The sequence below is a fragment of the Escherichia sp. WS547 genome (assembly GCF_046486065.1).
Taxonomy (GTDB): domain Bacteria; phylum Pseudomonadota; class Gammaproteobacteria; order Enterobacterales; family Enterobacteriaceae; genus Escherichia; species Escherichia coli.
This window is the reverse complement of the sequence record NZ_JBJQMA010000011.1, coordinates 81,304-101,805: the sequence shown is the minus strand read 5'-3', so window position 1 is coordinate 101,805 and position 20,502 is coordinate 81,304. Positions and strand designations below refer to the sequence as shown.

The following is a 20,502-nucleotide window of genomic DNA, read 5'->3' as shown; positions in this document are numbered from 1 at the left end:
AAGACCAGGTCGCCAGTATTCGTTTCTGTGTTTATGCTAGTACAAAAGTTTTACATTTTATATGCGAATTGCTCATAAAGTGACGTAAAGGCGGATAATTTGCGCAACTTCGTATAACAATTTTTACCTTGCATTAAAACTGAACAACGTAATTTGCCACCGGGAATTATTCGTCAACAATTACTCTGAGCGCGCGGCAACGCTATTCGACTGGTATCAGGCGGATGAAATCCCTATAATTGCCGCGTTTGGCGCTTCGTCGCCCCCTTCCTAACATCCAGGTTAATCAGGTCGCTAAATATATGACTGATCAGTCTCATCAGTGCGTCATTATCGGTATCGCTGGCGCATCGGCTTCCGGCAAGAGTCTTATTGCCAGTACCCTTTATCGTGAATTACGTGAGCAAGTCGGTGATGAACACATCGGCGTAATTCCCGAAGACTGCTATTACAAAGATCAAAGCCATCTGTCGATGGAAGAACGCGTTAAGACCAACTACGACCATCCCAGCGCGATGGATCACAGCCTGCTGCTTGAGCATTTACAAGCATTGAAACGCGGCTCGGCCATTGACCTGCCGGTTTACAGCTATGTTGAACATACGCGTATGAAAGAAACGGTGACGGTTGAGCCGAAGAAAGTCATCATTCTCGAAGGCATTTTGCTGCTGACGGATGCGCGTTTGCGTGATGAACTTAACTTCTCAATTTTCGTTGATACCCCGCTGGATATCTGCCTGATGCGCCGCATCAAGCGTGACGTTAACGAGCGTGGGCGTTCAATGGATTCAGTGATGGCGCAATATCAAAAAACCGTGCGCCCGATGTTCCTGCAATTCATTGAGCCTTCTAAACAATATGCGGACATTATCGTGCCGCGCGGCGGGAAAAACCGCATCGCCATCGATATATTGAAAGCGAAAATAAGTCAGTTCTTTGAATAAGCTTGATAAATTGTGTACCGTTCAGTGATAACCTGGTATGCCCTTGACGTAATTGGCGTTAAGGGAGTGATGCACGAAAGGAGAAAATGCCATGCGTCTGTGTGACCGAGATATTGAAGCCTGGCTTGATGAAGGCCGTTTGTCGATCAACCCACGTCCGCCAGTGGAGCGTATTAATGGCGCGACGGTGGATGTGCGCCTGGGCAATAAATTTCGTACCTTCCGTGGTCACACGGCAGCGTTTATCGATCTGAGCGGTCCCAAAGATGAAGTGAGCGCCGCGCTTGACCGCGTGATGAGCGATGAGATCGTACTCGATGAAAGCGAGGCGTTTTATCTTCACCCAGGAGAGCTGGCGCTGGCGGTGACGCTGGAGTCGGTGACGCTGCCAGCCGATCTGGTGGGATGGCTGGACGGTCGTTCCTCACTGGCGCGTCTGGGGCTTATGGTGCACGTCACCGCGCACCGTATCGATCCGGGCTGGTCTGGCTGTATTGTGCTGGAGTTCTACAACTCCGGTAAGCTGCCGCTGGCGCTGCGTCCGGGCATGTTAATTGGTGCGCTGAGCTTTGAGCCGCTTTCCGGCCCGGCGGCGCGACCTTACAACCGCCGTGAAGATGCGAAATATCGCAACCAGCAGGGCGCGGTAGCCAGCCGAATCGATAAAGACTAATTCAGGCCCATTGAGGATACCATGAGACGATTTCTGACGACGCTGATGATACTCCTGGTCGTGCTGGTGGCCGGGTTATCTGCGTTAGTGTTGCTGGTGAATCCGAATGATTTCCGCGACTATATGGTCAAGCAAGTTGCTGCACGTAGCGGTTATCAATTGCAGCTCGACGGGCCACTGCGTTGGCACGTCTGGCCGCAACTTAGTATCCTCTCCGGGCGAATGTCTCTCACCGCCCAGGGCGCGAGCCAGCCACTGGTTCGCGCAGACAACATGCGTCTGGACGTGGCGCTTTTACCACTGCTGAGTCATCAACTGAGCGTTAAGCAGGTGATGCTAAAAGGGGCAGTGATCCAACTGACGCCGCAGACGGAAGCGGTACGCAGTGAAGATGCCCCGGTTGCACCACGCGACAATACCTTGCCGGATCTGTCAGACGATCGCGGATGGTCGTTTGATATATCCAGTCTTAAGGTGGCGGACAGCGTGCTGGTGTTCCAGCATGAAGATGACGAGCAGGTGACAATCCGCAATATCCGCCTGCAAATGGAACAAGATCCCCAACATCGTGGCTCATTTGAGTTCTCCGGGCGGATTAATCGCGATCAGCGCGATCTCACGATATCCCTTAACGGTACGGTAGATGCTTCTGATTATCCGCATGATTTAACGGCGGCTATTGAACAAGTTAACTGGCAGTTGCAGGGTGCAGATTTACCAAAACAAGGTATTCAGGGGCAGGGGAGTTTCCAGGCCCAGTGGCAGGAGTCACATAAACGCCTTTCATTTAACCAAATTAGTTTGACCGCCAATGACAGTACGCTGAGCGGGCAAGCACAGGTCACGCTGACAGAGCAACCGGAATGGCAGCTGAGACTGCAATTTCCGCAACTGAATCTTGACAACCTCATCCCGCTTAATGAAACAGCGAACGGTGAAAACGGTACCGCGCAGCAAGGGCAGAGCCAATCAACGTTGCCGCGCCCGGTCATTTCTTCGCGTATTGATGAACCGGCCTATCAGGGACTGCAAGGCTTTACGGCTGATATTTTGTTGCAGGCCAGTAACGTGCGCTGGCGCGGAATGAATTTTACAGATGTTGCCACGCAAATGACCAACAAGTCGGGTCTGCTGGAAATTACTCAACTGCAGGGCAAACTTAACGGTGGACAGGTTTCACTGCCGGGCACGCTGGACGCGACATCAATAAATCCGCGGATAAACTTCCAGCCACGGCTGGAAAACGTTGAGATTGGTACCATTCTGAAGGCGTTTAACTATCCGATTTCGTTGACCGGAAAAATGTCACTGGCTGGTGATTTCTCCGGTGCTGACATAGATGCCGACGCATTCCGCCACAACTGGCAAGGACAGGCACATGTCGAAATGACCGACACGCGCATGGAAGGGATGAACTTCCAGCAGATGATTCAGCAAGCGGTAGAACGTAATGGTGGTGATGTGAAGGCCGCTGAAAACTTCGATAACGTAACGCGTCTTGACCGCTTTACCACCGATTTGACGTTGAAGGATGGCGTCGTGACGTTAAACGACATGCAAGGTCAATCGCCTGTGCTGGCGCTTACAGGGGAAGGTATGTTGAATCTGGCAGATCAAACCTGCGACACCCAGTTTGATATTCGGGTCGTGGGTGGCTGGAACGGGGAAAGCAAACTGATTGATTTCCTCAAAGAAACGCCAGTACCGCTGCGGGTTTATGGCAACTGGCAGCAACTCAATTACAGTCTGCAAGTGGATCAGTTACTGCGCAAACATCTACAGGACGAAGCGAAACGTCGCCTGAATGACTGGGCCGAGCGGAATAAAGATTCCCGCAATGGCAAAGATGTGAAGAAGTTGCTGGAGAAGATGTAGGTTACCAGGTGACCTGTCCTGTAGGCCTGATAAGACGCGTAAAGCGTCGCATCAGGCGTTCGTGGCGGCACCATTATATTCTGAATATGTAAGATCGAAGGCTGTTCCGTTCACTTGATGTTCCTCGTTACTATGGAACGCTCAAGCCGGTGAACGTGCCAGGGTGGCTCAATCGCCACCACCCTGGCAACCCGGGCTCCCGGCGATAAATCGCCGCTGGCGCGGTTCCCTCATCTTATTCCTTTCGGCTATCGGGTACGGGCGCGAGGTAACATCCCTGTAAAACGCGCCCTCAGCCCACATCCATGTGGGCTGCCCCGGCCTACAGGAAACGATTCGGCGATTTACAGCCGGACCCACACCCCCGCTGTGATGTCCATGTACCACAGACAACGCTTCATTGCTGAAGTTATAAGGCGTTACGCAGCATTGGGTAAAATGGCCGATACCATCACACCTCGTATTCCATCTCGCCATCCTTATGCAGCGGAATAATCTGCACCTTCTGCACGCGATGGCTTTCCACCTGCAACGTTTTAAGCAAATAATCCCCCACCTGAACTTCTTCGCCAGGTTTTGGAATACGCTGCAAATATTCCATCAATAGCCCGGCAATGGTGTGATATTCACGTTTTTCATCCAGCGGCAGCGGCACATATTGCACCAGATCCTCCAGCGGCATATGACCATTCGCCGTCCAGGAACCGTCCGCATTTTTCTGAATATCATGGCGGGCGTCGATCTCTTCCACTTCGTTCGGTAAGTTACCGGCAATGGTTTCAGTGACGTCACTTAATGTCACAATCCCTTCCACCGAGCCAAACTCATCCACTACAAAAGCAAAGTGCGTGCGGGCATTACGGAACTGCTCCAGGGCAGGTAACAACGGCAAGGTTTCCGGGAACACCAGCGGCTGGCGAATCAACACCCGCAGGTTGAGCGGTTCGCCGCGCAGAGACTGTTGTAGCAGGTCGATAACGTGAACAACACCGAGCAAATCTTCTGCGTCATCACCGTCGGTAACCACCACCCGCGTATGCTGATTTCGCTCCAGCAACTGGCGGATTTCTTCTTCCGGCGCGTTGAGATCGATATGCTCAATATCGTGGCGCGACGTCATAATGCTGCTGACGGTACGCTGATTAAGATTAAGTACCCGCTCAATCATCCGCCGTTCCTGCGGATTAAAGATCTGCTGGTTACCATGATCCACCAGCATGGACGCGGTTTCGGCGTCCAGTTCCGCATCTTCTTTTTGCCCGCTAAGCAGGCGCATTACCGCTTCGGTAGTCCGCTGGCGCAGTGTCTGGTTAGCGGAAAGAAAACGTCGACGGTTAAAGATAGCCAACTGATTGAGCGCCTCGATCATCACCGAGAAACCAATGGCAGCGTACAGGTAGCCTTTCGGAATGACGAAGCCGAAACCTTCTGCCACCAGGCTAAAGCCAATCATCAACAGGAAGCTTAAGCAGAGAATAACGATGGTCGGGTGACTGTTAACAAATTGCGTTAACGGCTTGCTGGCCATCAACATCAGGCTGATAGCGATAACCACGGCGGCCATCATGACCAGTAAATGGTCGACCATCCCGACGGCGGTAATCACCGAGTCGAGTGAGAAGATGGCGTCCAGTACCACAATTTGTGTCACCACCCCCCAGAACTTCGCACCTTTGCGTTGCGTGGGGTTATTGCTGTCTTTCCCCTCCAGCCGTTCGTTCAGCTCCATCGTGGCTTTGAACAGCAGGAAGAAACCACCAAACAGCATGATTAAGTCGCGGGCGCTAAAGGTAAACGAGCGAAAGCTGAATAGCGGTTGTGTCAGGGTGACCAGCCAGGAGATTGACGCCAGCAGTAACAGGCGCATTAACATCGCCAGCAGCAGCCCGGTAACCCGTGCGCGGTCGCGCTGCTTCGGCGGTAGTTTTTCGGCGAGGATGGCAATAAAGACCAGGTTATCAATGCCGAGGACCAGTTCGATCACAATCAGCGTGATTAACCCGGCCCAGATAGACGGATCGGCAATCCATTCCATAGTAAGTACAAAACCTATTCGTTGTATGACAAATGTCACAATTCGATCATGGATAAATCAGGGCAAAAATGCAATGTTGCGGCACTATTTATCTCACATTATTTGAGGTTTATAACCTCACATTATCCCTGAATTAAAAGTGGTAATAATAAAACATTATTTAAGAAATATCGCATGTGGAGACACTATATTAAATATTGTCAACCTAAAGAAACTCCTAAAAACCATATTGAATGACACTTAATATAATTCTTAAAAATAGCCAATTACCGAATTGTTACCTTGCCTGCTATTCCGTTAGCTGTAACACTTCCTCCTGCATTATTGGAGAGCCAATATTCAATTACCATAATGTCACCTTATATTCGGAAGTTAATTTCCGTAATAACCCTTTCTCATCAACGACTGCATGTTGAGAGGGTTTTAAAAATTAAACTAAATCAGTGTATTGGTAGCTAAAAAGCCAGGGGCGGTAGCGTGTCTGGATGCCTGAAAGACCAGTCTGAATTATTCTGTCAATAGCCTGCGGATGAAATCAATTTTTTTAGGACTGATGCCAGTTAAATTTTTATTCAATTAACTGCAAGGTAAATGTGCATGGCGACATTGCTATTAATAGTGCACAGGATAATTACTCTGCCAAAGTGATAAATAAACAATGATGAAATCCAAAATGAAATTGATGCCATTATTGGTGTCAGTAACCTTGATAAGCGGTTGCACAGTACTTCCGGGCAGCAATATGTCGACGATGGGTAAAGACGTCATCAAACAGCAGGACGCTGATTTCGATCTCGACAAAATGGTGAATGTTTATCCGTTGACCCCGCGCCTGATTGATCAATTACGCCCACGACCCAACGTAGCGCGCCCCAATATGACGCTGGAAAGTGAGATCGCGAATTACCAGTATCGCGTCGGGCCGGGGGACGTTCTTAATGTCACTGTCTGGGATCACCCGGAACTCACCACGCCAGCCGGTCAGTACCGCAGCTCCAGCGACACCGGCAACTGGGTACAGCCTGACGGCACTATGTTTTATCCGTATATCGGCAAAGTTCACGTGGTGGGGAAAACGCTCGCTGAAATCCGCAGTGATATTACCGGGCGCTTAGCGACGTACATCGCTGACCCGCAGGTGGACGTTAATATCGCCGCCTTCCGCTCGCAAAAAGCCTATATCTCCGGCCAGGTGAATAAATCCGGCCAACAGGCGATCACCAACGTGCCACTGACCATTCTCGACGCCATCAACGCCGCAGGTGGCCTGACCGACACCGCTGACTGGCGCAACGTGGTGTTAACACACAATGGTCGTGAAGAACGCATTTCATTGCAGGCGCTGATGCAAAACGGCGACCTCAATCAGAATCGACTGCTTTATCCTGGCGATATTCTCTACGTGCCGCGTAATGATGATCTGAAAGTGTTTGTGATGGGTGAAGTGAAGAAACAGAGCACCCTGAAAATGGACTTTAGCGGCATGACCCTGACTGAAGCCCTTGGTAATGCTGAAGGCATCGACATGACCACCTCCAACGCCAGCGGCATCTTTGTCATTCGTCCGCTGAAAGGCGAGGGTGGGCGTAACGGCAAGATTGCCAATATCTACCAGCTGGATATGTCCGATGCCACGTCGCTGGTGATGGCGACAGAATTCCGCCTGCAACCTTATGACGTGGTGTATGTCACCACCGCACCGGTTTCCCGCTGGAACCGTCTGATCAATCAGTTGCTGCCAACTATTAGCGGTGTCCGTTACATGACGGATACAGCCAGCGACATTCATAACTGGTAATCGTCATGTTTAACAACATTTTAGTTGTCTGTGTCGGCAATATTTGCCGTTCCCCGACGGCGGAACGCTTACTGCAACGTTATCACCCGGAGCTGAAAGTGGAGTCCGCTGGACTCGGCGCGCTGGTCGGTAAGGGCGCTGATCCTACCGCTATCAGCGTCGCCGCAGAACATCAACTGTCTCTGGAAGGTCACTGTGCACGGCAAATCAGCCGTCGCCTGTGTCGCAACTACGACCTGATTTTGACCATGGAAAAGCGCCATATCGAACGCTTATGCGAGATGGCACCTGAGATGCGCGGCAAAGTGATGCTGTTTGGTCACTGGGATAACGAATGTGAAATCCCCGATCCGTATCGCAAAAGCCGGGAAACGTTTGCAGCGGTGTACACATTACTTGAACGGTCTGCCCGCCAGTGGGCGCAGGCATTGAACGCAGAGCAGGTATAAGAATGACAGAAAAAGTAAAACAACATGCCGCTCCGGTAACGGGCAGTGATGAAATCGATATTGGTCGCCTGGTTGGCACCGTCATTGAGGCGCGCTGGTGGGTAATTGGCATCACTGCCGTATTCGCCCTCTGTGCCGTGGTTTACACCTTCTTCGCTACGCCGATATACAGCGCCGACGCACTGGTACAAATCGAACAAAGCAGCGGCAATTCGTTAGTGCAGGATATCGGATCGGCATTAGCCAACAAACCGCCTGCATCGGACGCCGAGATCCAGTTGATTCGTTCGCGCCTGGTGCTTGGTAAAACGGTGGACGATCTCGACCTCGATATTGCGGTGAGCAAAAACACGTTCCCGATTTTCGGTGCGGGCTGGGATCGCCTGATGGGACGCCAGAACGAGACGGTAAAAGTGACCACCTTTAACCGTCCTAAGGAGATGGCGGATCAGGTGTTTACGCTTAATGTGCTTGATGACAAAAACTACACTTTGAGCAGCGATGGCGGCTTTAGCGCCCGTGGGCAAGCGGGCCAGATGCTGAAAAAAGAAGGCGTCACGCTGATGGTTGAAGCTATTCACGCCAGCCCGGGGAGTGAGTTTACCGTCACCAAATACTCCACGCTGGGGATGATCAACCAACTGCAAAACAGCCTGACGGTAACGGAGAACGGCAAAGACGCAGGCGTACTGAGCCTGACTTATACCGGTGAAGATCGTGAACAGATCCGCGACATTCTTAACAGCATCGCTCGTAACTATCAGGAACAAAATATTGAGCGCAAATCGGCGGAAGCGTCGAAAAGCCTCGCTTTCCTCGCGCAACAGTTACCGGAAGTACGTAGCCGCCTTGATGTTGCCGAAAACAAACTGAATGCCTTCCGTCAGGATAAAGATTCTGTTGATCTGCCGCTGGAAGCGAAAGCGGTGCTCGATTCGATGGTGAACATCGACGCGCAATTGAACGAACTGACCTTTAAAGAGGCGGAAATCTCCAAGCTGTACACCAAAGTTCACCCGGCGTATCGCACGCTGCTGGAGAAACGGCAGGCGCTGGAAGAAGAGAAAGCCAAACTTAACGGTCGCGTAACGGCGATGCCGAAAACCCAGCAGGAAATTGTCCGTCTGACCCGCGATGTCGAGTCTGGGCAGCAGGTCTATATGCAACTGCTGAATAAAGAACAGGAGCTGAAAATCACCGAAGCCAGCACCGTCGGCGATGTGCGCATTGTTGACCCGGCAATCACCCAGCCTGGTGTGCTGAAACCGAAGAAAGGGCTGATTATCCTCGGGGCGATTATCCTCGGCCTGATGCTCTCTATCGTGGGTGTGCTGCTGCGCTCGTTGTTTAATCGTGGCATTGAAAGCCCGCAGGTGCTGGAAGAACACGGCATTAGCGTCTATGCCAGCATCCCGTTGTCGGAATGGCAGAAAGCGCGCGATAGCGTCAAAACCATCAAAGGGATTAAACGCTATAAACAGAGCCAGCTACTGGCGGTGGGGAATCCAACCGATCTGGCGATTGAAGCCATCCGCAGTCTGCGTACCAGTCTGCACTTCGCGATGATGCAGGCGCAGAACAATGTGTTGATGATGACCGGGGTTAGCCCGTCAATCGGTAAAACCTTTGTCTGCGCCAACCTGGCGGCGGTGATCAGTCAGACCAATAAACGGGTGTTGTTGATCGACTGCGATATGCGCAAAGGTTATACCCACGAGCTGTTGGGCACCAATAACGTTAATGGCCTGTCGGAAATTCTGATTGGTCAGGGCGATATTACTACCGCGGCTAAACCGACCTCTATTGCCAAATTTGACCTGATCCCGCGCGGTCAGGTACCGCCAAATCCTTCTGAACTGTTGATGAGCGAACGCTTTGCCGAACTGGTGAACTGGGCGAGTAAAAACTACGACCTGGTGTTGATTGATACGCCGCCGATTCTGGCAGTGACCGATGCCGCAATTGTTGGTCGTCATGTCGGAACCACGTTAATGGTGGCGCGTTATGCGGTCAACACATTGAAAGAAGTGGAAACCAGTCTGAGCCGCTTTGAGCAAAACGGTATTCCGGTGAAAGGGGTGATTCTGAACTCCATCTTCCGCCGCGCCAGCGCGTATCAGGATTATGGCTATTACGAATACGAATATAAGTCGGACGCGAAATAACGAGATCCGCTGTCGGATGCGATGCTGACGCATCTTATCCGACCTCCGTTCGCGCCGCATCCGGCAACAGAACCCGTAAACAAGCTTATAAACCGGCAGAACATCTCGACACTCCGGGAGAACAACCTATGAAAGACAATCCGCTGATCTCAATCTATATGCCGACCTGGAACCGCCAACAACTGGCGATTCGGGCGATAAAATCGGTCCTGCGCCAGGACTACAGTAACTGGGAGATGATCATCGTGGATGATTGCTCCACCTCCTGGGAACAGCTGCAACAGTACGTTACAGCCCTCAACGACCCGCGTATTACCTACATTCACAACGACATTAACAGCGGGGCGTGCGCGGTACGTAACCAGGCGATTATGCTGGCGCAAGGGGAATACATCACCGGGATCGATGATGATGATGAATGGACACCCAACCGCCTGAGCGTCTTCCTCGCCCATAAACAGCAACTGGTCACACACGCCTTTTTGTACGCTAACGACTACGTTTGCCAGGGCGAAGTCTATTCCCAACCGGCAAGTTTGCCGCTGTATCCCAAATCGCCGTATTCACGCCGCCTGTTCTACAAACGCAATATCATTGGCAATCAGGTCTTTACCTGGGCGTGGCGTTTCAAAGAGTGTTTGTTCGATACCGAACTGAAAGCGGCACAGGATTACGACATTTTCCTGCGGATGGTGGTGGAGTACGGCGAACCGTGGAAAGTGGAAGAGGCGACGCAGATCCTGCATATCAATCACGGTGAAATGCAGATCACCTCGTCACCGAAAAAATTCTCCGGATACTTCCACTTTTACCGCAAGCACAAAGACAAATTCGACCGTGCCAGCAAAAAATATCAGCTGTTTACCCTCTACCAGATCCGCAATAAACGCATGACCTGGCGGACGTTGTTGACGCTGCTATCGGTGCGTAACGGCAAACGTCTGGCTGAAGGAATACGGGGGCGTTAAGGATGCTGGAAGATCTGCGCGCCAACAGCTGGAGTTTACGCCCGTGCTGCATGGTGCTTGCCTATCGCGTCGCCCATTTTTGTTCAGTGTGGCGCAAAAAGAACGTTCTCAACAATCTGTGGGCGGCTCCGCTGCTGGTGCTGTATCGCATTATCACCGAAGGCTTTTTCGGTTATGAAATCCAGGCCGCTGCGACCATTGGCCGCCGTTTCACTATCCATCACGGTTACGCCGTAGTGATCAATAAAAACGTGGTAGCGGGGGATGATTTCACCATTCGCCACGGCGTCACTATCGGCAATCGGGGGGCCGATAACATGGCATGTCCACACATTGGTAACGGTGTCGAACTCGGTGCCAACGTCATTATTCTTGGTGATATCACGATTGGTAACAACGTCACCGTGGGCGCGGGCAGCGTGGTGCTCGACTCTGTCCCGGACAACGCGCTGGTGGTGGGAGAAAAAGCGCGAGTGAAGGTAATTAAATGAATATTTTGCAATTTAATGTGCGACTGGCGGAAGGCGGGGCGGCAGGTGTGGCGTTAGATCTCCACCAGCGTGCGCTGCAACAGGGGCTGGCGTCACATTTTGTCTACGGCTACGGCAAAGGCGGCAAAGAGAGCGTCAGCCATCAAAACTATCCGCAGGTCATCAAACATACGCCGCAGATGACCGCGATGGCGAACATTGCCCTGTTTCGTCTGTTTAATCGCGATCTGTTTGGCAATTTCAATGAGTTATATCGCACCATTACTCGCACACCGGGCCCGGTGGTTCTGCATTTTCATGTGCTGCACAGCTACTGGCTAAATCTTAAGAGCGTGGTGCGCTTTTGCGAAAAGGTGAAAAACCACAAACCGGATGTCACTCTGGTCTGGACGCTGCACGATCACTGGAGCGTTACCGGACGCTGCGCCTTTACCGACGGTTGCGAAGGCTGGAAAACGGGCTGCCAGAAATGCCCGACCTTAAATAATTATCCGCCGGTGAAGATTGATCGCGCACACCAGCTGGTGGCGGGCAAACGCCAGTTATTCCGTGAGATGCTGGCGCTGGGCTGTCAGTTTATTTCCCCCAGCCAGCATGTGGCTGATGCTTTCAATAGTCTGTACGGTCCAGGGCGTTGCCGGATTATCAATAATGGCATTGATATGGCAACCGAAGCGATTCTGGCGGACTTGCCTCCGGTGCGCGAAACTCAGGGCAAGCCGAAAATCGCGGTGGTAGCGCATGACCTGCGTTACGACGGCAAAACTAACCAGCAACTGGTACGCGAGATGATGGCGCTGGGCGACAAAATCGAACTGCATACCTTTGGTAAGTTCTCGCCGTTCACCGCTGGCAACGTGGTTAATCACGGCTTTGAAACTGACAAGCGCAAGTTGATGAGCGCGCTCAATCAGATGGATGCGCTGGTATTCAGTTCTCGCGTCGATAACTACCCGCTAATTTTGTGTGAGGCGCTATCGATTGGCGTGCCGGTGATTGCCACCCATAGCGACGCGGCGCGGGAAGTGCTGCAAAAATCCGGCGGTAAAACCGTCAGTGAAGAAGACGTGCTGCAACTGGTCCAGTTAAGCAAACCGGAAATCGCGCAGGCGGTATTTGGTACCACGCTGGCTGAGTTCAGCCAGCGCAGCCGTGCCGCCTACAGTGGACAACAGATGCTGGAGGAGTATGTCAACTTCTATCAGAATCTGTAGCTACCTGCTGCTGCCGCTGATCTACCTGCTGGTTAACGTCAAAATCGCCCAGCTTGGTGAAAGTTTCCCCATCACCATCGTCACTTTTTTACCTGTCTTGTTACTGCTGTTTTTAGAGCGCATCAGCGTTAAAAAATTAATGATTGCCCTGGGGATTGGCGCGGGACTCACGGCGTTTAACTACCTGTTTGGTCAGTCGTTGGATGCCAGTAAATACGTCACTTCAACCATGCTGTTTGTCTATATTGTGATCATTATTGGCATGGTGTGGAGTATTCGCTTTAAAACGATTTCGCCCCACAACCACCGCAAGATATTACGCTTTTTTTATCTGGTGGTCGGGTTGGTGGTGGCGCTGGCGGCGGTGGAGATGGCGCAAATTATCCTCACCGGCGGCAGCAGTATTATGGAATCGATTTCGAAATATCTGATTTACAGCAACAGCTATGTGCTGAATTTCATCAAATTCGGCGGCAAGCGCACGACAGCACTTTATTTCGAACCGGCATTTTTCGCTCTGGCATTAATCTCAATTTGGCTCAGCATCAAACAGTTTGGTATCAAAACGCCTAAAACCGATGCTATGATTCTCGCAGGGATAATATTATCCGGATCGTTTTCAGGGGTTATGACCTTTATCCTGTTTTATTTGCTGGAGTGGGCATTTCAATATCTGAATAAAGAGGCGATTAAGAAAAAGTTACCGTTAGCATTGATTTCTCTGGCTGTATTCCTGGTTGGTGTGGTAATTGCATTTCCTTATATTTCCACCCGTCTGGGTGATTTAGGCACGGAAGGATCGTCATCGTATTATCGTATTGTCGGTCCGCTGGTGATGGTCGGTTATTCTTTGACCCATATTGACGGTGTAGTCAGATTTGGCTCACTTTATGAATATGTCGCATCATTCGGAATATTTAACGGTGCGGATGTCGGAAAAACCATAGACAATGGTTTGTATCTGCTGATTATTTATTTTTCCTGGTTCGCAGTGTTTTTATCGCTGTGGTACATGGGGAAAGTGATAAAAATGATGATCAACGCTTTTGGTGATAACCGCAATTTTCGCGTGCAATTATATCTTTTTACTCCGGTATCGCTGTTTTTTACCGGTTCGATATTTAGCCCGGAATATGCATTTTTAATCGTCTGTCCGTTTATTTTGCGAAAAGCGTTAAATATTACGAGGTAAGAATAAGAACATGTTGCTTAGCATAATCACTGTCGCGTTTCGTAACCTCGCAGGGATAGTCAAAACACACGCCTCGCTGGCGCATCTGGCGCAGGCGGACGATATCAGCTTCGAATGGATTGTTGTCGATGGCGGTTCCAATGACGGCACCTGTGAGTACCTGGAAAATCTCAAGGGTATCTATAACCTACGCTTTGTCAGCGAGCCAGATAACGGTATCTACGACGCCATGAACAAAGGCATTGCGATGGCACAAGGCAAGTTCGCGTTGTTTCTCAACTCAGGTGATATTTTTCATCAGGATGCCGCAAATTTTGTCCGTAAGTTAAAAGTACAAAAAGATAACGTGATGATCACTGGCGATGCGCTGCTGGATTTTGGCGACGGGCATAAAATTAAACGTAGCGCCAAACCGGGCTGGTATATTTATCACAGCCTGCCCGCCAGTCATCAGGCGATATTTTTCCCGGTATCCGGCTTGAAAAAATGGCGTTATGACCTGGAATATAAAGTTTCGTCCGACTACGCGCTGGCGGCCAAAATGTATAAAGCCGGTTATGCATTTAAAAAACTCAATGGTCTGGTGTCTGAATTTTCCATGGGTGGGGTATCTACCACCAATAATATGGAATTGTGTGCTGACGCCAAAAAAGTCCAACGGCAGATATTGCACGTGCCTGGCTTTTGGGCTGAATTATCCTGGCATTTACGCCAACGTACTACCTCAAAGACGAAAGCCTTATATAACAAAAGCTGAATATAAGGGAAAACGATGCAGGATTTAAGTGGATTCTCGGTGCCGAAAGGGTTCCGGGGTGGCAACGCTATTAAAGTGCAATTGTGGTGGGCAGTACAGGCAACAATATTTGCCTGGTCGCCACAAGTATTGTATCGCTGGCGGGCATTTTTATTACGTTTATTCGGCGCAAAAATAGGAAAAAACGTAGTTATTCGTCCGTCAGTAAAAATTACCTATCCGTGGAAATTAACCTTAGGTGATTACGCGTGGGTCGGCGATGACGTCAATTTATATACCCTCGGTGAAATAACCATTGGCGCACATTCGGTGATATCGCAAAAAAGTTATTTATGCACCGGGAGCCACGACCATGCAAGTCAACATTTCACCATTAACGCCACGCCTATTGTGATTGGCGAGAAATGCTGGCTGGCGACAGATGTTTTTGTTGCCCCTGGCGTCACGATCGGCGACGGCACCGTCGTGGGTGCGCGAAGCAGTGTTTTTAAATCGCTTCCGGCAAATGTGGTTTGCCGGGGGAATCCCGCAGTGGTGATACGCGAACGCGTTGAAACTGAATAAATTCAAAAAATACAGAGGAATAAGACATGTCAAAAGTCGCTCTCATCACCGGTGTAACCGGACAAGACGGTTCTTACCTGGCAGAGTTTCTGCTGGAAAAAGGTTACGAGGTGCATGGTATTAAGCGTCGTGCATCGTCATTCAACACCGAGCGCGTGGATCACATTTATCAGGATCCGCACACCTGCAACCCGAAATTCCATCTGCATTATGGCGACCTGAGTGATACCTCCAACCTGACGCGTATTTTGCGTGAAGTGCAGCCGGATGAAGTGTACAACCTGGGCGCAATGAGCCACGTTGCGGTTTCTTTTGAGTCACCGGAATATACCGCAGACGTCGATGCGATGGGTACGCTACGCCTGCTGGAGGCGATCCGCTTCCTCGGTCTGGAAAAGAAAACCCGTTTCTATCAGGCTTCCACCTCTGAACTGTACGGTCTGGTGCAGGAAATTCCGCAGAAAGAGACCACGCCGTTCTACCCGCGATCTCCGTATGCGGTCGCCAAACTGTACGCCTACTGGATCACCGTTAACTACCGCGAATCCTACGGCATGTACGCCTGTAACGGTATTCTCTTCAACCATGAATCCCCGCGCCGCGGCGAAACCTTCGTTACCCGCAAAATCACCCGCGCAATCGCCAACATCGCCCAGGGGCTGGAGTCGTGCCTGTACCTCGGCAATATGGATTCCCTGCGTGACTGGGGCCATGCCAAAGACTACGTAAAAATGCAGTGGATGATGCTGCAACAGGAACAGCCGGAAGATTTCGTAATTGCTACCGGCGTTCAGTACTCCGTGCGTCAGTTCGTAGAAATGGCGGCGGCACAGTTGGGTATCAAACTGCGCTTTGAAGGCACGGGCGTTGAAGAGAAGGGCATTGTGGTTTCCGTCACCGGGCATGATGCGCCGGGCGTTAAACCGGGCGATGTGATTATCGCCGTTGACCCGCGTTACTTCCGCCCGGCAGAAGTTGAAACGCTGCTCGGCGACCCGACCAAAGCGCACGAAAAACTGGGCTGGAAACCGGAAATCACCCTCAGAGAGATGGTGTCTGAAATGGTGGCTAATGACCTCGAAGCGGCGAAAAAACACTCTCTGCTGAAATCTCACGGCTACGACGTGGCGATCGCGCTGGAGTCATAAACATGCGTAAACAACGAATCTTTATCGCTGGCCATCGTGGGATGGTTGGTTCCGCCATCAGGCGTCAGCTCGAACAGCGCGGTGATGTGGAACTGGTATTACGCACCCGCGACGAGCTGAACCTGCTGGACAGCCGCGCCGTGCATGATTTCTTTGCCAGCGAACGTATTGACCAGGTCTATCTGGCGGCGGCGAAAGTGGGCGGCATTGTTGCCAACAACACCTATCCGGCGGATTTCATCTACCAGAACATGATGATTGAGAGCAATATCATTCACGCTGCGCATCAGAACGACGTGAACAAACTGCTGTTTCTCGGATCGTCCTGCATCTACCCGAAACTGGCAAAACAGCCGATGGCAGAAAGCGAGTTGTTGCAGGGCACGCTGGAGCCGACCAACGAACCTTATGCCATTGCCAAAATCGCCGGGATCAAACTGTGCGAATCTTACAACCGCCAGTACGGACGCGATTACCGCTCGGTCATGCCGACCAACCTGTACGGGCCGCACGACAACTTCCATCCGAGTAACTCGCATGTGATCCCAGCATTGCTGCGTCGCTTCCACGAGGCGACGGCACAGAATGCGCCTGACGTGGTGGTGTGGGGGAGCGGTACACCGATGCGTGAATTTCTGCATGTCGATGATATGGCGGCGGCAAGCATTCATGTGATGGAGCTGGCGCACGAAGTCTGGCTGGAGAACACCCAGCCGATGCTGTCGCACATTAACGTCGGCACGGGCGTTGACTGCACTATCCGCGAGCTGGCGCAAACCATCGCCAAAGTGGTGGGTTACAAAGGTCGGGTGGTTTTTGATGCCAGTAAACCGGATGGTACGCCGCGCAAACTGCTGGATGTGACGCGCCTGCATCAGCTTGGCTGGTATCACGAAATCTCACTGGAAGCGGGGCTTGCCAGCACTTACCAGTGGTTCCTTGAGAATCAAGACCGCTTTCGGGGGTAATGATGTTTTTACGTCAGGAAGACTTTGCCACGGTAGTGCGCTCCACACCGCTTGTCTCTCTCGACTTTATTGTCGAGAACAGTCGCGGCGAGTTTCTGCTTGGCAAAAGAACCAACCGCCCGGCACAGGGTTACTGGTTTGTGCCGGGAGGGCGCGTGCAGAAAGACGAAATGCTGGAAGCCGCATTTGAGCGGCTGACGATGGCGGAACTGGGGCTGCGTCTACCGATAACAGTAGGCCAGTTTTACGGTGTCTGGCAGCACTTTTATGACGATAACTTCTCCGGCACGGATTTCACCACTCACTATGTGGTGCTCGGTTTTCGCTTCAGAGTCGCTGAAGAAGATCTGTTACTGCCGGATGAGCAGCATGACGATTACCGCTGGCTGACCCCGGACGCACTGCTCGCCAGTGACAATGTTCACGCTAACAGCCGCGCCTATTTTCTCGCTGAGAAGCGTGCCGGAGTACCCGGATTATGAAAATACTGGTCTACGGCATTAACTACTCGCCGGAGTTAACCGGTATCGGCAAATACACCGGAGAGATGGTGGAATGGCTGGCGGCACAAGGTCATGAGGTGCGGGTTATTACCGCACCGCCTTACTACCCGCAATGGCAGGTGGGCGAGAACTATTCCGCCTGGCGGTACAAACGAGAAGAGGGGGCCGCCACGGTGTGGCGCTGCCCGCTGTACGTGCCAAAACAGCCGAGCACCCTGAAACGCCTGTTGCATCTCGGCAGTTTTGCCGCCAGCAGTTTTTTCCCGTTGATGGCGCAACGTCGCTGGAAGCCGGATCGCATTATCGGCGTAGTGCCAACGCTGTTTTGCACGCCGGGAATGCGCCTGCTGGCGAAACTCTCTGGCGCGCGTACCGTGCTGCATATTCAGGATTACGAAGTGGACGCCATGCTGGGGCTGGGCCTTGCCGGAAAAGGCAAAGGCGGCAAAGTGGCACAGCTGGCAACGGCGTTCGAACGTAGCGGACTGCATAACGTCGATAACGTCTCCACGATTTCGCGTTCGATGATGAATAAAGCCATCGAAAAAGGCGTGGCGGCAGAAAACGTCATCTTCTTCCCCAACTGGTCAGAAATTGCCCGTTTTCAGCATGTCGCAGATGTCGATGTTGATGCCCTTCGTAACCAGCTTGGCCTGCCGGATAACAAAAAAATCATTCTTTACTCCGGCAATATTGGTGAAAAGCAGGGGCTGGAAAACGTTATTGAAGCTGCCGAACGCCTGCGTGATGAACCGCTGATTTTTGCCATTGTCGGGCAGGGCGGCGGCAAAGCGCGACTGGAAAAAATGGCGCAACAGCGTGGACTGCGCAACATGCAATTCTTCCCGCTGCAATCGTATGACGCTTTACCCGCACTGCTGAAGATGGGCGATTGCCATCTGGTGGTGCAAAAACGCGGCGCGGCGGATGCCGTATTGCCGTCGAAACTGACCAATATTCTGGCGGTAGGCGGCAACGCGGTGATTACCGCAGAAGCTCACACCGAACTGGGACAGCTTTGCGAAACCTTTCCGGGCATTGCGGTTTGCGTTGAACCGGAATCGGTCGAGGCGCTGGTGGCGGGGATTCGTCAGGCGCTCCTGCTGCCCAAACACAACACGGTGGCACGTGAATATGCCGAACGCACGCTCGATAAAGAGAACGTGTTACGTCAATTTATAAATGATATTCGGGGATAATTATGGCGCAGTCGAAACTCTATCCAGTTGTGATGGCAGGTGGCTCCGGTAGCCGCTTATGGCCGCTTTCCCGCGTACTTTACCCCAAGCAGTTTTTATGCCTGAAAGGCGATCTCACCATGCTGCAAACCACCATCTGCCGCCTGAACGGCGTGGAGTGCGAAAGCCCGGTGGTGATTTGCAATGAGCAGCACCGCTTTATTGTCGCGGAACAGCTGCGTCAACTGAACAAACTCACCGAGAATATTATTCTCGAACCGGCAGGGCGTAACACTGCACCGGCCATTGCGCTGGCGGCGCTGGCGGCAAAACGTCATAGCCCGGAGAACGACCCATTAATGCTGGTGCTGGCGGCGGATCATGTGATTGCCGATGAAGACGCGTTCCGTGCCGCCGTGCGTAACGCTATGCCGTATGCCGAAGCGGGCAAGCTGGTGACCTTTGGCATTGTGCCGGATCTACCAGAAACCGGTTATGGCTATATTCGTCGCGGTGAAGTGTCTGCGGGTGAGCAGGATATGGTGGCCTTTGAAGTGGCGCAGTTTGTCGAAAAACCGAATCTGGAAACCGCTCAGGCCTATGTGGCAAGCGGCGAATATTACTGGAACAGCGGTATGTTTCTGTTCCGCGCCGGACGCTATCTCGAAGAACTGAAAAAATATCGCCCGGATATTCTCGATGCCTGTGAAAAAGCGATGAGCGCCGTCGATCCGGATCTCGATTTTATTCGTGTGGATGAAGAGGCGTTTCTGGCCTGCCCGGAAGAGTCGGTGGATTACGCAGTCATGGAACGTACGGCAGATGCCGTTGTGGTGCCGATGGATGCGGGCTGGAGCGATGTCGGCTCCTGGTCCTCTTTATGGGAAATCAGCGCCCACACCGCCGAGGGCAACGTTTGCCACGGCGATGTGATTAATCACAAAACTGAAAACAGCTATGTGTATGCCGAATCTGGCCTGGTCACCACCGTCGGGGTGAAAGATTTGGTGGTAGTGCAGACCAAAGATGCTGTGCTGATTGCCGACCGTAACGCGGTGCAGGATGTGAAAAAAGTGGTCGAGCAGATCAAAGCCGATGGTCGCCATGAGCATCGGGTACATCGCGAAGTGTATCGTCCGTGGGGCAAATATGACTCTATCGACGCGGGCGACCGCTACCAGGTGAAACGCATCACCGTGAAACCGGGCGAGGGCTTGTCGGTACAGATGCATCATCACCGCGCGGAACACTGGGTGGTTGTCGCAGGAACGGCAAAAGTCACTATTGACGGTGATATCAAACTGCTTGGTGAAAACGAGTCCATTTATATTCCGCTGGGGGCGACGCACTGCCTGGAAAACCCGGGGAAAATTCCGCTCGATTTAATTGAAGTGCGCTCCGGCTCTTATCTCGAAGAGGATGATGTGGTGCGCTTCGCGGATCGCTACGGACGGGTGTAAACGTCGCATCAGGCGCTGTTTGTCGGATGCGGCGTGAACGCCTTATCCGACCTACGGTTCGGGTTTGTAGGCCTGATAAGACGCGGCAGCGTCGCATCAGGCAATGAATGCGAAACCGCG

Annotated in this window: 18 protein-coding genes; 17 read left to right on the top strand and 1 reads right to left on the bottom strand. The window is 51.9% G+C overall.

Annotated features, from left to right (window positions below; all coding sequences use genetic code 11):
- Window positions 1–302: 302 nt before the first annotated feature.
- From udk to asmA, 3 genes are all read left to right on the top strand, one after another.
- On the top strand, window positions 303–944 hold the full coding sequence (udk, locus tag ACJHWK_RS12295; RefSeq protein WP_001295424.1) for a uridine kinase: 642 nt from the start codon (window positions 303–305) through the stop codon (window positions 942–944).
- Window positions 945–1,035: 91 nt separating this feature from the next.
- Window positions 1,036–1,617, top strand: coding sequence for a dCTP deaminase (gene dcd / locus ACJHWK_RS12290; RefSeq protein ID WP_001234777.1), 582 nt, complete (start codon window positions 1,036–1,038; stop codon window positions 1,615–1,617).
- Between the two features lie 21 nt (window positions 1,618–1,638).
- Window positions 1,639–3,492 carry an outer membrane assembly protein AsmA gene (gene asmA / locus ACJHWK_RS12285; protein ID WP_001252301.1) on the top strand — a complete coding sequence of 618 codons (1,854 nt, stop codon included), beginning with the start codon at window positions 1,639–1,641 and terminating at the stop codon, window positions 3,490–3,492.
- 451 nt (window positions 3,493–3,943) lie between these two features.
- Here the strand turns inward: asmA and ACJHWK_RS12280 are convergent, their stop codons facing one another.
- Window positions 3,944–5,527 (bottom strand): TerC family protein, encoded by a 1,584-nt coding sequence (locus ACJHWK_RS12280; protein ID WP_001513855.1) that lies wholly within the window; start codon window positions 5,525–5,527, stop codon window positions 3,944–3,946.
- Between the two features lie 658 nt (window positions 5,528–6,185).
- Here ACJHWK_RS12280 and wza point away from each other — a divergent pair.
- The 14 genes from wza (at window position 6,186) to cpsB (ending at window position 20,382) form a co-directional block, all read left to right on the top strand.
- Complete coding sequence (gene wza, locus ACJHWK_RS12275) at window positions 6,186–7,325, top strand: polysaccharide export protein Wza (protein ID WP_000978094.1); 1,140 nt, start codon at window positions 6,186–6,188, stop codon at window positions 7,323–7,325.
- A 5-nt stretch (window positions 7,326–7,330) separates the two neighbouring features.
- Window positions 7,331–7,774, top strand: coding sequence for a low molecular weight protein-tyrosine-phosphatase Wzb (wzb, locus tag ACJHWK_RS12270; RefSeq protein ID WP_000482901.1), 444 nt, complete (start codon window positions 7,331–7,333; stop codon window positions 7,772–7,774).
- Window positions 7,775–7,776: 2 nt separating this feature from the next.
- Window positions 7,777–9,939: a tyrosine-protein kinase Wzc gene (gene wzc / locus ACJHWK_RS12265; protein WP_001513854.1), complete on the top strand. Its 2,163-nt coding sequence runs from the start codon at window positions 7,777–7,779 to the stop codon at window positions 9,937–9,939.
- A 128-nt stretch (window positions 9,940–10,067) separates the two neighbouring features.
- A complete protein-coding gene (gene wcaA, locus ACJHWK_RS12260) occupies window positions 10,068–10,907 on the top strand; it encodes a colanic acid biosynthesis glycosyltransferase WcaA (protein WP_000654504.1) in 840 nt (279 codons plus the stop codon).
- 2 nt (window positions 10,908–10,909) lie between these two features.
- The gene (gene wcaB / locus ACJHWK_RS12255; RefSeq protein ID WP_000888748.1) at window positions 10,910–11,398 is read left to right on the top strand and encodes a colanic acid biosynthesis acetyltransferase WcaB; all 489 of its coding nucleotides are present in this window, start codon (window positions 10,910–10,912) and stop codon (window positions 11,396–11,398) included.
- Window positions 11,395–12,612 (top strand): colanic acid biosynthesis glycosyltransferase WcaC, encoded by a 1,218-nt coding sequence (gene wcaC, locus ACJHWK_RS12250; protein ID WP_001023862.1) that lies wholly within the window; start codon window positions 11,395–11,397, stop codon window positions 12,610–12,612. The genes wcaB and wcaC overlap by 4 nt, the downstream gene beginning before the upstream one ends.
- On the top strand, window positions 12,587–13,804 hold the full coding sequence (gene wcaD, locus ACJHWK_RS12245) for a colanic acid polymerase WcaD (RefSeq protein WP_000107816.1): 1,218 nt from the start codon (window positions 12,587–12,589) through the stop codon (window positions 13,802–13,804). The genes wcaC and wcaD overlap by 26 nt, the downstream gene beginning before the upstream one ends.
- A gap of 10 nt (window positions 13,805–13,814) precedes the next feature.
- Window positions 13,815–14,561 carry a colanic acid biosynthesis glycosyltransferase WcaE gene (gene wcaE, locus ACJHWK_RS12240; protein ID WP_000927005.1) on the top strand — a complete coding sequence of 249 codons (747 nt, stop codon included), beginning with the start codon at window positions 13,815–13,817 and terminating at the stop codon, window positions 14,559–14,561.
- A 15-nt stretch (window positions 14,562–14,576) separates the two neighbouring features.
- Complete coding sequence (wcaF, locus tag ACJHWK_RS12235) at window positions 14,577–15,125, top strand: colanic acid biosynthesis acetyltransferase WcaF (RefSeq protein ID WP_001153547.1); 549 nt, start codon at window positions 14,577–14,579, stop codon at window positions 15,123–15,125.
- Window positions 15,126–15,151: 26 nt separating this feature from the next.
- Window positions 15,152–16,273, top strand: coding sequence for a GDP-mannose 4,6-dehydratase (gmd, locus tag ACJHWK_RS12230; RefSeq protein ID WP_000048190.1), 1,122 nt, complete (start codon window positions 15,152–15,154; stop codon window positions 16,271–16,273).
- 2 nt (window positions 16,274–16,275) lie between these two features.
- Window positions 16,276–17,241, top strand: a complete 966-nt coding sequence (fcl, locus tag ACJHWK_RS12225) for a GDP-L-fucose synthase (protein WP_001231336.1) — start codon at window positions 16,276–16,278, stop codon at window positions 17,239–17,241.
- Between the two features lie 2 nt (window positions 17,242–17,243).
- Window positions 17,244–17,723, top strand: a complete 480-nt coding sequence (gene gmm, locus ACJHWK_RS12220) for a GDP-mannose mannosyl hydrolase (protein WP_001351161.1) — start codon at window positions 17,244–17,246, stop codon at window positions 17,721–17,723.
- Complete coding sequence (gene wcaI, locus ACJHWK_RS12215) at window positions 17,720–18,943, top strand: colanic acid biosynthesis fucosyltransferase WcaI (RefSeq protein WP_000699680.1); 1,224 nt, start codon at window positions 17,720–17,722, stop codon at window positions 18,941–18,943. The genes gmm and wcaI overlap by 4 nt, the downstream gene beginning before the upstream one ends.
- Window positions 18,944–18,945: 2 nt before the next feature.
- A complete protein-coding gene (gene cpsB / locus ACJHWK_RS12210) occupies window positions 18,946–20,382 on the top strand; it encodes a mannose-1-phosphate guanyltransferase (RefSeq protein WP_000079257.1) in 1,437 nt (478 codons plus the stop codon).
- The last annotated feature ends 120 nt before the right edge of the window (window positions 20,383–20,502 follow it).

Bases quoted from the DNA above. Each gene is read 5' to 3' on its own strand.
- asmA (WP_001252301.1), top strand. From the start codon at position 1,639: ATGAGACGATTTCTGACGACGCTGATGATACTCCTGGTCGTGCTGGTG.
- wzc (WP_001513854.1), top strand. From the start codon at position 7,777: ATGACAGAAAAAGTAAAACAACATGCCGCTCCGGTAACGGGCAGTGAT.
- wcaE (WP_000927005.1), top strand. From the start codon at position 13,815: ATGTTGCTTAGCATAATCACTGTCGCGTTTCGTAACCTCGCAGGGATA.
- cpsB (WP_000079257.1), top strand. From the start codon at position 18,946: ATGGCGCAGTCGAAACTCTATCCAGTTGTGATGGCAGGTGGCTCCGGT.
- wcaA (WP_000654504.1), top strand. From the start codon at position 10,068: ATGAAAGACAATCCGCTGATCTCAATCTATATGCCGACCTGGAACCGC.
- wcaI (WP_000699680.1), top strand. From the start codon at position 17,720: ATGAAAATACTGGTCTACGGCATTAACTACTCGCCGGAGTTAACCGGT.
- wcaF (WP_001153547.1), top strand. From the start codon at position 14,577: ATGCAGGATTTAAGTGGATTCTCGGTGCCGAAAGGGTTCCGGGGTGGC.
- gmd (WP_000048190.1), top strand. From the start codon at position 15,152: ATGTCAAAAGTCGCTCTCATCACCGGTGTAACCGGACAAGACGGTTCT.
- wza (WP_000978094.1), top strand. From the start codon at position 6,186: ATGATGAAATCCAAAATGAAATTGATGCCATTATTGGTGTCAGTAACC.
- dcd (WP_001234777.1), top strand. From the start codon at position 1,036: ATGCGTCTGTGTGACCGAGATATTGAAGCCTGGCTTGATGAAGGCCGT.
- gmm (WP_001351161.1), top strand. From the start codon at position 17,244: ATGTTTTTACGTCAGGAAGACTTTGCCACGGTAGTGCGCTCCACACCG.
- udk (WP_001295424.1), top strand. From the start codon at position 303: ATGACTGATCAGTCTCATCAGTGCGTCATTATCGGTATCGCTGGCGCA.
- wzb (WP_000482901.1), top strand. From the start codon at position 7,331: ATGTTTAACAACATTTTAGTTGTCTGTGTCGGCAATATTTGCCGTTCC.
- wcaB (WP_000888748.1), top strand. From the start codon at position 10,910: ATGCTGGAAGATCTGCGCGCCAACAGCTGGAGTTTACGCCCGTGCTGC.
- wcaD (WP_000107816.1), top strand. From the start codon at position 12,587: ATGTCAACTTCTATCAGAATCTGTAGCTACCTGCTGCTGCCGCTGATC.
- fcl (WP_001231336.1), top strand. From the start codon at position 16,276: ATGCGTAAACAACGAATCTTTATCGCTGGCCATCGTGGGATGGTTGGT.
- wcaC (WP_001023862.1), top strand. From the start codon at position 11,395: ATGAATATTTTGCAATTTAATGTGCGACTGGCGGAAGGCGGGGCGGCA.
- ACJHWK_RS12280 (WP_001513855.1), bottom strand. From the start codon at position 5,527: ATGGAATGGATTGCCGATCCGTCTATCTGGGCCGGGTTAATCACGCTG.